The organism is Streptomyces sp. LS1784 (assembly GCF_020103755.1).
Taxonomy (GTDB): Bacteria; Actinomycetota; Actinomycetes; order Streptomycetales; family Streptomycetaceae; genus Kitasatospora.
Genome location: NZ_JAHSQD010000283.1, coordinates 1 through 10,540, shown reverse-complemented (window position 1 = coordinate 10,540; position 10,540 = coordinate 1). Strand labels below are relative to the sequence as shown.

The following is a 10,540-nucleotide window of genomic DNA, read 5'->3' as shown; positions in this document are numbered from 1 at the left end:
CGGGGCGGAGCTGCGCCCGGCCCCCTTGGCGGTGTGGCCGCCGCCGGACGAGCAGCCTGCGGCTGCGGCGGCGAGCAGGACGGCCGCGGCTATGGCCAGGGCGCGGCGGGCGGGAGCCGGCACGGGTTCCTCCATCGGGGTGTGCGTGGGTGGTGGCCACCGGGCATGCCGGGGCCGCGCCAGCGGACACTACCGTGCGGACGGGGCCGGTGGGATGACGCCACGTCCGGGCGGGGGAAGCCTTTGCGGGGCGTGCGGAACCGTTTCCGCGACGGCGCCGGTTCGGCTGCCGGAGACCGTCACCGGCTTCGGGCCGGACACCGTCGTCCAGGCCCAGCTCGGTGCGGACGGGCGTACCCTCTGCCCGGCCGGGCTCAAGGGCGGCGACTCCGTCCTGCGGACAGTCCGGTCGGGAGGCGGACGCGGAGCGGTCCCGAACCGGCGGCCGGACGCGGAGCAGCGTCCGGCCGCCGGCGGCCTACTGCTCCAGGATCCAGTCCGTCACCAGCTCCTCCAGCACCCCCAGCGGCAGGCTGCCGTGCCCGATCAGCTGGTGGTGGAACTCCCGGATGTCGAACCGGGCGCCGAGTGCCGCCTGGGCCCGCTCACGGTGCCGCACGATCTCCCGGCGGCCGATCAGGTAGGCGGTGGCCTGGCCCGGCCAGGCGATGTAACGGTCGATCTCGTTGCGGACGTTGGCCTCGGGGGTGGCGGTGTTGGCCCGCATGTAGGCGATCGCCCGCTCCCGGGACCAGCCGTAGTGGTGCATCCCGGTGTCCACCACCAGCCGGACCGCCCGCACCGCGTCCAGTGAGAGCATGCCGAACCGGGACAGCTCCGAGCCGTACAGCCCCATCTCGTCCGCGAGCCGCTCGGTGTACAGGCCCCAGCCCTCGACGTGGGCGGTCAGCTGGCCGCTCGGGTTCTGCCGGAACCGCGGCAGGTGGTGCAGGGTCTGCGCGACGGCGAGCTGGAGGTGGTGGCCGGGGACGCTCTCGTGGAAGGCGATCGCCTCGTACTCGTAGCTGAACCGGGTCTCCGGGCGCAGCGTGTTGATCCAGTGGGTGCCGGGCAGCCCGCCCGGGCCCGGCGGCTGGTAGTAGGCCAACGGCGCGGTCTCCGCCCCGATCGGGTCGATCTCCCTGGTCACGCAGTCGGCGATCGGGTACGGGCGGAACCAGTCGGCGCTGGCTCGGCGGGCCCGCTCCAGCGCGCCGTCCACCAGGGCGATGATCTCGGCCGCGCTGCCGAAGCGCAGCGAGCGGTCCTCGCGCAGCGCGGCCAGCACGGCCGCGGGTTCGGTGATGCCCAGCACCTTGCCGCCCAGCTCGGCGAACTCCTCGCGCAGTGCCGCGACGGCCTCCAGACCGATCCGGTGCACCTCCTCCGGGGCGAGCCCGGGCCGGGTGAAGCGGGCGACGGCGTCCGCGTAGCCCTCGGTGCCGCCCGGTACGTGGCAGACCCCGGCCTTGTCGTCCGGCCGGGCGCCCGGCGCCAGCTGCTGGGCCAGCCCGGCCCGGAAGCGGGCCACCGCCGGGCGGACGGCGTCGCGCACGACGGTCCGGGCGCGCTCGTGCTCCCGGCGGTCGGCCAGCGGCCGCAGCAGCTTGTCCTCGGCAGGGTCGGTGGCCAGGTAGGCCTCCAGCTGGGCGACGGCGGCGTCGACCCCGCTGCGCAGAGGGAGGCGGCCCTCGGCGGCGGCGTCCAGGATGCCGCGCAGGGCGGCGTCGAAGTAGCCGGGCAGGCCGGCGAGGCGCTTCAGGTAGGCGTCGGCGCCCTCCTGGTCGACCGAGGTCATGGCGAGCGCGGAGAAGGCCTCGTTCTGCGGGGCGATGATGGTCGCCGAGACGCTGAACTCCGCCAGGCCGTGGGTGATCTGGCCGATGCCGTTGTCGATCAGCCGGGCGAGCACCCGGTGGGTGATCCGGTCCTCGCCGGCCAGCGTGTCGAGCGGGATCGCGGCCAGCCGCTCGGCGAAGCCGCGCAGCGCCTCGCGGTGGCGGTGCGCGGCCGCGCGGGACGGGTCGGGCACCAGGTGGGCGTAGCCCTCGACCCCGCTGAGGGTCGCATCGAACGGGTTGTGGGTGTTCTCGGCGGCGAAGAACTCGTCCGCGAGTGCGGCGATTCCGGCGTGCTGAGGCTGTTCGATCACTGGTCGCTCCCCCGATGCGATGTGGTGTGGTGTCCACCGGTGTTGCCCACCGGTGTTGCCCACCGGCGGTGCCGGCGGCGTCGCCGGGCCGGCGCGCCCGGTACGGATCGGGGCACCCTGCGGTGCCCCGATCCCGCCGATTATTCGGAGTGACCGGCAGCCCGGTCAAGACGCGCCGGCCGGAGGCGAGTTCCGCCCCCGGCCGGCGTCCGCCACGCACCCCACGGCGCGGCCCGGCCGGGCCGGAGGTCAGCGGTAGGCCTCCGGCGCGGCCGGCTTGCCCGCGTTCTGCACCTCGACGAGGTAGCGCCAGCAGTCCGGGCGGCTGCCGTCCCGGTCGGTGAAGCCGTACTCCAGGGCCAGCTGCCCGCTGGAGGCCGACAGACCGTTCCACCGGGCCACGCCGGGGTCGGCGGCCAGCGCGGCGACCGCGCGGCCGACGTAGTACGGGGACTCGGAGATGCCGAAATGCGCTTCCTGGGCGAGGGCGTCGCGCCAGTTCTCCTCGGTGACGCCGAAGTGCTCCAGCATGATCTCGGAGCGCATCCAGCCGGGGGTGAGGGCGAGGGCGGTGGCGCCGCGCGGGCCCAGTTCGTGGCCGAGCGAGAAGGCCATCCGCAGCACCGAGGCCTTGGCGAGGTCGTAGAAGAAGGAGTTGCGGTAGGTGTCGCGGTTGTACTCCGCGGTGCCGTCCGTCATCTCCACCACCAGGCCGCCGGGGTGCTTCAGCAGCAGCGGCAGGGCGTGGTGGCTGGTGACGGCGTGCGTCTCCACCGCCAGGCGCAGCAGTCGCAGGCCGTCGTCCAGGTCGTGCTCCCAGAGGGGGACGTCCCAGCCGAACAGCTTCTCGCCGCCCCAGATGTCGTTGACCAGTACGTCCAGCCGGCCCTGCTCGTCGCCGATCCGCTCCACCAGGGCGGCCACCTCGGAGGGGACCAGGTGGTCGGTGGGCACCGCGATTCCCCGGCCGCCCGCGGCGGTGACCAGGTCGGCGGTGTCCTCGATCGTCTCGGGGCGGTCGTACTCCGAGCGCCGCTGCCGGGTGCTGCGGCCGGTGACGTACACCGTCGCGCCGGCCGCGCCGAGCTCGACCGCGATGCCCCGCCCGGCTCCCCGCGTCGCCCCCGCGACCAGTGCGATCCTGCCTTCCAGTGCCCTTGCCATCCCTGGGCCTCCTCGCCTGTCGAACCCCTGTGTGAACCCGTGCATGACGATGCCGACGCCCGTCGGGACGGACGTCGGCACCATCGTTGCGCAGGGGTCCGACAATCGGCGCCGGAGCGCCGCCGTGCCGGACGGGGGAGGGCGGGTCAGCGGGCCTGGACGGCCTTCGCCTCCTTGACGGCGTTGGCGGCGGCCTCCTTCTCGTGCTTCTCCTTGATCCGGGCGGCCTCCTTGCGGACGTCCACCTGGTTGGCGCGCTCGTGCTGGAGCCAGAGCGGGTTCTCGGCCTTGACGGCGTCGATCTGCTCGGTGGTGAGCGCCTCCGTCACGCCGCCGCGTGCCAGGCCGGCGATCGAGACGCCGAGCTTGGCGGCGACCACCGGGCGCGGGTGCGGGCCGTTCTTGCGCAGGTCCTGGAGCCACTGCGGCGGCTCGGCCTGCAGCGCGTTGAGCTCCTCGCGGGAGACCACGCCCTCCTGGAAGTCGGTCGGCGCCGCGGCGAGGTAGATCCCCAGCTTCTTGGCCGCCGTGGCCGGCTTCATGGTCTGGCTGGTCTTCTGCTTGAGCGATGTCATGGTGACAAGGGTAAGGGAGTGCGCGGGCGCTTCCGGTCACGGTCGGTAGCCTTGCCCTGTGACAGACATGCAGGTGAACCCGTCCTTCCGGCTCGTGTACGTCCCGGGCGTGACCCCCGGCAAATGGGTCCGGGTCTGGGGGGAGCGGCTCCCGGACGTGCCGCTGGACCTCCTCGCGGTCCCGTCCGGCGACGGCGAGCGGACCCTGCGCGAGGGCGGCGCGGACGCCGGGCTGCTCCGGCTGCCGGTCGACAAGGACGTGCTGAGCGCGATCCCGCTCTACACCGAGACCACCGTCGTGGTCTTCCCGAAGGACCACTGGCTCGCCGCCGCGGAGGAGGTCGCGCCGGCCGACCTGGCCGAGGAGGTGGTCTTCCACCCGCTCGACGACACCCTGGGCTTCACCGCGGACACCCTGCCCGGGCGCCCCGCCATCGCGCGCCCCGACAGCACGGCGGACGCGATCGAGCTGGTCGCGGCGAACGTCGGCGTGCTCCTGGTGCCGCAGTCGCTGGCCCGGCTGCACCACCGCAAGGACCTCACCTACCGGCCGGTGGCGGAGGCGCCGCAGTCCCAGGTGGCGCTGTCCTGGCCGCAGGAGCGGACCACGGACCTGGTGGAGGAGTTCATCGGGATCGTCCGGGGCCGTACGGTCAACAGCTCGCGCGGGCGCGGGGCCGGGCAGTCGGCGCCCGAGGCGCAGCCGAAGAAGGCGGCGGCCGGCCGGGGCAAGCCGCAGCAGCAGAAGGCCGGCGCGCAGAAGTCGGGCGGGCAGAAGACCGGCGCGCAGAAGTCGGGCGGGCCGCGGGCGGGGTCGCCGAAGGCCGGGGGAGCCAAGGCCGGCGGGCGGGGCGCGGCGGCCCGGCGCGGTAGGCCGAAGCGATGACCGTGGCGTAGCGTCTGCCCCGTTCCCTGCGGTCGAGATGGGAGGAGCGGGGCAGTGTGGCACGACCTGGTGGCCGTCCAGATTCCGATCGTGGAGAAGGTCCTCCGCACGATCGCCGTCTACGCGTTGATCCTGGTGCTGTTCCGGCTCGCCGGCAAGCGCGGGCTGGCGGGGCTGAACACCTTCGACATGGTGGTCGTCTTCCTGCTCTCCAACGTGGTGCAGAACGCCATCATCGGCAACGACAACAGCCTTTTCGGCGGTGCGATCGGAGCGGTCACCCTGGTCGCGGTGAACTCCGCCGTCACCCGCTGGCTCTCCCGCGACCCGAGGGCCGCCCGCATCCTGGAGGGCAGGGCCACCACCGTGGTGAAGGACGGCAAGCTGGTGCCCGGCGCGCTGCACGACCTGGCGCTGCGCCCGTCCGAGCTGGAGCACGCCATCCGGATCCAGAACGGCGACGACCTCGGCCAGGTGGCCCGGGCCCGGCTGGAGCCGGACGGGCAGCTGCTGGTCACCCTCAAGAAGGGCGACCAGAGTGCCACCCGCGGCGACGTCGAGGATCTGCGGCGCCGGCTGGAGGAGATCGAGCGGCTGCTCACCGCCATCGCCGCGGACCGGCGGCCACCCCGTTGACGGGCAGCTCGGTCCCGCGGCCACCCGCTGACGGGCACTCGGTCATACGGCCGGACCGCGCCCCAGAGGAAGCGTCGTGGCTCGTCGGGGCGTGATCACCGGTCCACCGGTACCGGGTCGAGGCCCTCGGCACGGCGGCGGGAGGAGGTGAGGGCCACGGTGGTGGCCAGGATGAAGCCGAGGGCGGCGGCGAGGAGGTGGCCGACGGTGGTGAAGTCCGGGAGGGGGCCCGGCCATTCGCGGTCGCCGGAGAGCGGCCAGGCGACGACGAAGGCGGCCCAGGGCAGCCGGGCCCAGCGGGGTACGGCAAGGGTGGCGAGGGCGAGGAGGGTCTGGGCGCCGTAGCTGATGCCGTAGTCCGAGGCCTGGCGCACGCTCTCCGGGTACCAGCCGTGCCGCAGGGCCAGCAGGATCACCGCGGCGGTGATCAGCGTGGCGCCGATGTGCCCGTAGAGGAGGACGGCGGCGGCGCGCAGGCTGCCGAAGCGGCGCTCCGCCCAGGCGAGGCAGCAGCAGACGCCGAGGCCAAGGGTGATGAGGGTGCCGCCGAAGCCGGTGGAGAGGATCTCGGTGAGGGTGCCGTCGAAGAGCAGCGCGCTGCCGAGCAGGGCAGTGACCGGGTGGTCGTGCAGGTTGTCGAGGTTGGTGCTGATGTGGTCGCGGAGCGCGTCCGCCCGGTCCGCGGCGAGCAGGTTCTCGACCCAGACGTGTCCGAGCAGGAGCAGGACGACGTAGCCGAAGGTCAGCGGCGAACGGCGCGGATACGTCCGGACGGCGCGGAGCAGCCCGGTCAGGAGCCCCGATGGGGTTCGAGCGTTCATGGTCTGGTGGCGTCCCGGTCGAGCGGCGTGGTTCCGGCCGGCGCCCGTACGGCCGGCCATGCCGGGACAGTACCGAAGCCCGGTCGGAATCCGGTCAGCGGACCCGGCGGGTCAGCGTCGCGGTGAAGGGCCGGGGCGAGAGGGAGCAGCCGCGGGCGGGGCGGACGGGCCGGCCGGGGATGGGGGCGATGGTCCAGCGCGCGGCGATGGTGGCGATGGCGAGGACGGCCTCGGTGACGCCGAAGGACTCGCCGATGCAGCGGCGGGCGCCGAGGCCGAAGGGCGTGTAGGTGCCGGGGGCGGGTCGGGCCGTGGTGAGCCAGCGGTCGGGGTCGAAGCGGTCGGGACGGGGGAACAGGTCGGCCCGGCGGTGCAGCAGGTAGGGGCTGTACAGCAGGGTGGTGCCGGCCGGGATGCGGTGGCCGCCGAGCTCGGTGTCGGTGGTGGCGGTGCGGCTGAGGATCCATGGCGGCGGGTAGAGCCGCAGGGTCTCGCTGACGATCCGGGCGGTGAGCGGCAGGGCGGGCAGGTCCTGGTGGCGGGCGGGCCGGCCGTCGAGGACGGTGTCGAGTTCGGCGTGCAGGCGCATCCGGACGGCCGGGTTGGCGGCGAGCAGCGTCCAGGCCCAGGACAGGGTGGCGGCGGTGGTCTGCACGCCGGACAGCAGGAAGGTGACCACCTGCTCGTGGATCTCGGCGTCGGACAGGCGCCGGCCGTCCCCGTCCGTCGCGGTGAGCAGCGTGGAGAGCAGGTCGTGCCGGTCGGTGCCGGCGGCGCGGTGGTCGGCGATCAGCCGCCGGGTGATCTCCCGCAGGTCCTGCTGGGCGCGGCGGAAGCGGCGGTTGCCGGGGGTGGGGAGGCGGTCGATGCCGGGCAGCGGCAGCATCACCCGCCGGCCTGCGCCGCGGGCCACGACGTCCATGCTCCGGTGCACCGGCAGCGAGCCGGCCCGCTCGTGCGTGGCGAACAGGCAGCGGGCGGTGACGGCGGTGGTGAGGCGGTGCATCGCGGCGGGGACGTCGATGACGTCGCCGTCGCGCCAGCGGGCGGTGGCGCCTGCGATCTCCTCGGCCATCATCACGGCGTGGTCGGGCAGCCGGTCGGGGTGGAACGCGGGTTGCAGCATGCGGCGCTGGCGCCGGTGGACGGCGGCCGGGCAGGTGGCGAGGCCGTTGCCGACGGCCTCCCGGGCCTTGACGAGGAGGGGCCCACCCTTGTCGAAGGCGCGGTCGTCGGTGAGCAGCCGGCGGACCAGCTCGGGGTGGCAGACCACGTACGCGTGGAGCGGGCCGAGCCGCAGCCGGACGAGGTCGCCGTGGGCGGGCAGGCCGGCGACGAACTCGTGCGGGCGGTGGAGGAGAGCGGGGGCGTGGCCGAGCAGCGGGAGGCCGCCGGGGGCGATGGCCGCGGTGAACCGGGTGGTCGGGAAGAAGGGGGTCGGCACGGGCGTCACCTTGGTTCGGGCGGGAGGACCTGGGCGGTTCGTGAACGTGATCTTTCCCGGCGGGGTGCGGCGAAACGATCGCGGACCGGCGGACGGGGTGAACGCGGGGGCGCGGGCCGAACGCTCGTACGCCCCCGACGATTTGACGGATGGATCACCCGCCGAAGGGCCCCCCGGCCCGGCGGCTGCCATCGGTCGCGCCTACACTCGGACCCCTGCGAGATTACCGGTCAGTAGAACCGGGCAGGTACGACCAGCCGGTGTGATCGCCGGACGGTGGAACGTCCGGCAGGGAGTGGGGAGTTCGGATGACCGACGAGCGGGTCCACGCGTTCGCCGACGACGCCCTGGGCGCACACGACGCGGTGGCACTCGCCGCGCTGGTGCGGGCCGGCACGGTCAACCCCCGGGAACTGGTCGGGGCGGCCGTCGACCGGGCCGCGCGGGTGGACGGCACGCTGCTGCCCGTCGCCCACGCTTCGTACGACAGGCCGCAGATCAGCCGGGAGGGCATCGGCGGCCCGCTGTGGGGCGTGCCGACCTACCTCAAGGACAACGTGGACCTGCGCGGCCTGCCGACCGCGATGGGCAGCGAGGCCTACCGCGCCCGCCCGGCCCGCCGCAACGCGCGCTTCACCGACCAGTTCCTCTCCACCGGCCTGGCCGTCCTCGGCAAGACCAGACTGCCCGAGTTCGGGCTCAACGCCTCCACCGAGTTCGCCGCCGCCCAGCCGGTGCGCAACCCGTGGAAGCCCTCGCACTCGGCCGGCGCCTCCTCGGGCGGCTCGGCGGCCCTGGTGGCCTCCGGCGTGGTGCCGATCGCGCACGCCAACGACGGCGGCGGCTCGATCCGCATCCCGGCGGCCTGCTGCGGACTGGTCGGGCTCAAGCCCACCCGGGGCCGGCTGGTGACCAACGCCCAGGGCGGCAAACTGCCGATCGACCTGGTCACCGACGGCGTGCTGACCCGCTCGGTGCGCGACACCGCCGCCTTCCTCGCCGCCGCCGAGCGGCACCGCAGCAATCCCGGACTGCCCCCGCTCGGCCTGGTCGAGGGGCCGGGAGGGCAGCGGCTGCGGATCGGCCTGGTGGTGGACTCGCCGATCGCCAAGACCGACGAGCCGACCCGGCAGGTGGTCGAGGAGACCGCCGCCCGGCTGGAGGCGATGGGCCACCAGGTCGAGCCCACCACACTGCCCTTCGGTGAGGAGTTCTCCCGCGACTTCGTCGCCTACTGGGGCTACATCGCCTGGGCCATCGCGGCCACCGGCCGGCTGCTGATCGACCCGAGCTTCCGCGCCGGGAAGCTGGACGGCCTGACCACCGGGCTGCGCCGCCGGTTCCGGAAGGAGTTCCCGCAGACCCCCGCCGTCCTGCGGCGGCTGCGCCGGGCCGAGGGCGTGTACGCGCGGATCTTCCGCAACCACGACGTGATCCTCTCCCCGGTGCTCGCCCACACGGCCCCACCGATCGGGCACCTGAGTCCGAACGTGGACTTCGACGAGCTGATGGACCGGCTGATGCGCTACGTCGCCTTCACCCCGGTCAACAACGTGACCGGCGGCCCGGGCATCGCCCTGCCGGCCGGCTCGGCGCCCAGCGGGCTGCCGATCGGGGTCCACCTGTCGGCGGCGCACGGGCAGGAGCGGCTGCTGCTGGAGCTGGCCTTCGCGCTGGAGGCGGAGCGGCCCTGGCGGCGAATCCAGGACTGAACCCGGCGGGTGCGGAACTGACCGCCGGGTCCACGGCTGAACCCGGCGGGTCCGGGACCGGCCGCGCTCAGAACGCCGCCACCGACCGGGCGGCGTGCACCTCGTGGTGCAGCCGGGCCAGTGCGCAGCCCGGCGACAGCACGTCGGGCTGCGCCTCCGGCAGCGGCCGGCCGGTGCGCAGCGCCTCGGCCAGGTCGGTCAGCTCCCGGGTGACGGTGGCGACCTCGGCGGCGGTCGGCACCGGCGCACCGTGCTCGATCCGCACCCGGGTGGCGGTGGTGACGTCCACGATCCGCTCGACCGCGATCACCACCGGCCACCACGCCTCCGCCCGGGCCCCGACCGGTGGCGGCTCGGTGAGGGCCCGCTGGAACTCGCTGCGCACGGCGGACAGGTCGCGGTAGAGCCGCCGTCGGTAGCGGGCGCGGGCCGGTTCGTCCCGTCCGGGCGCGGTGGTGAAGGCCAGTGACACGTACGAGGCGGTGTCCTGGACGGCGTCGGCGAGCCGGTCGCCGATCCGGGTGTGCCAGGACTCCGGCCACAGCAGGTAGCCGGCCAGCAGCGCGATGCCGCAGCCGATCAGCGAGTCGTAGAGCCGGGGCAGCACCAGGTGGAAGCCCTGGTGGTTGAGCAGGTCGGAGAGCAGCAGGATGACCGGGGTGATGGCCGCGGTCTGGAAGGCGTATCCCTTGGCGGACAGCGCCGGGATCAGCGCCGCCAGCACCGCCATCACCGGAACGTCCCACCAGCCGTGCGGCACCTCGGCCAGCACCGGCATGGCGATCAGCAGCCCGGCTGCGGTGCCGAGCGCGCGCAGCACCGCGCGGGAGAACACCGAGCCGAAGTCGGGCTTCATCACGAAGGTCACGGTCAGCGCCACCCAGTACGAGCGGGGCACCGCGATCACCGAGACCAGCACCTGCGCCAGTCCGATGCACAGCGCCAGCCGCAGCCCGTAGCGCCAGGACGCGCCGGACAGCAGCAGCGCCCTGGTCGCCCGCCGTGCCCTGACCGAGAGGCGGGCGGGCCGGCCGAGCCGGTCGTCGGCGGCGTACGGGTCGGGCGCGGCCTCGTGTGCGACGGTGCTGGCGTGCCCGATCGCCTCGACCAGCGCGCGGGTGGACGGACCGGCGGGGACCGGCAGGTCGAG

At 74.4% G+C, this 10,540-nt stretch carries 9 protein-coding genes; 3 read left to right on the top strand and 6 right to left on the bottom strand.

The genetic code is table 11. The features are described 5' to 3' along the window. Window positions 1-478 precede the first annotated feature (478 nt). The 3 genes from KS423_RS27165 to KS423_RS27155 form a co-directional block, all read right to left on the bottom strand. Window positions 479-2,152 carry a DUF885 family protein gene (locus KS423_RS27165; protein WP_224282403.1) on the bottom strand — a complete coding sequence of 558 codons (1,674 nt, stop codon included), beginning with the start codon at window positions 2,150-2,152 and terminating at the stop codon, window positions 479-481. Window positions 2,153-2,401: 249 nt separating this feature from the next. Next, a complete protein-coding gene (locus tag KS423_RS27160; RefSeq protein WP_224282402.1) occupies window positions 2,402-3,316 on the bottom strand; it encodes an SDR family oxidoreductase in 915 nt (304 codons plus the stop codon). Window positions 3,317-3,462: 146 nt separating this feature from the next. Beyond that, window positions 3,463-3,891: a DUF5997 family protein gene (locus KS423_RS27155; RefSeq protein WP_224282401.1), complete on the bottom strand. Its 429-nt coding sequence runs from the start codon at window positions 3,889-3,891 to the stop codon at window positions 3,463-3,465. 67 nt (window positions 3,892-3,958) lie between these two features. Between KS423_RS27155 and KS423_RS27150 the strand changes: the two genes are divergently transcribed. Next, window positions 3,959-4,777 carry a LysR family substrate-binding domain-containing protein gene (locus tag KS423_RS27150; protein ID WP_224282404.1) on the top strand — a complete coding sequence of 273 codons (819 nt, stop codon included), beginning with the start codon at window positions 3,959-3,961 and terminating at the stop codon, window positions 4,775-4,777. A gap of 54 nt (window positions 4,778-4,831) precedes the next feature. Then, on the top strand, window positions 4,832-5,413 hold the full coding sequence (locus KS423_RS27145) for a DUF421 domain-containing protein (protein WP_224282400.1): 582 nt from the start codon (window positions 4,832-4,834) through the stop codon (window positions 5,411-5,413). A gap of 95 nt (window positions 5,414-5,508) precedes the next feature. On the opposite strand, the gene KS423_RS27140 is transcribed toward KS423_RS27145, so the two are convergent. Together KS423_RS27140 and KS423_RS27135 are read right to left on the bottom strand one after the other, a co-directional pair. After that, on the bottom strand, window positions 5,509-6,234 hold the full coding sequence (locus KS423_RS27140) for a rhomboid-like protein (RefSeq protein WP_224282399.1): 726 nt from the start codon (window positions 6,232-6,234) through the stop codon (window positions 5,509-5,511). A 94-nt stretch (window positions 6,235-6,328) separates the two neighbouring features. Continuing rightward, entirely contained in the window at window positions 6,329-7,678 is a 1,350-nt protein-coding gene (locus KS423_RS27135) for a cytochrome P450 (RefSeq protein ID WP_224282398.1), read from the bottom strand. Between the two features lie 308 nt (window positions 7,679-7,986). On the opposite strand from KS423_RS27135, the gene KS423_RS27130 reads away from it, so the two are divergent. Next, complete coding sequence (locus KS423_RS27130) at window positions 7,987-9,390, top strand: amidase (protein WP_224282397.1); 1,404 nt, start codon at window positions 7,987-7,989, stop codon at window positions 9,388-9,390. A gap of 67 nt (window positions 9,391-9,457) precedes the next feature. Here the strand turns inward: KS423_RS27130 and KS423_RS27125 are convergent. Then, the coding region (locus tag KS423_RS27125; protein WP_224282396.1) for an FUSC family protein at window positions 9,458-10,540 on the bottom strand (1,083 nt) is incomplete at its 5' end.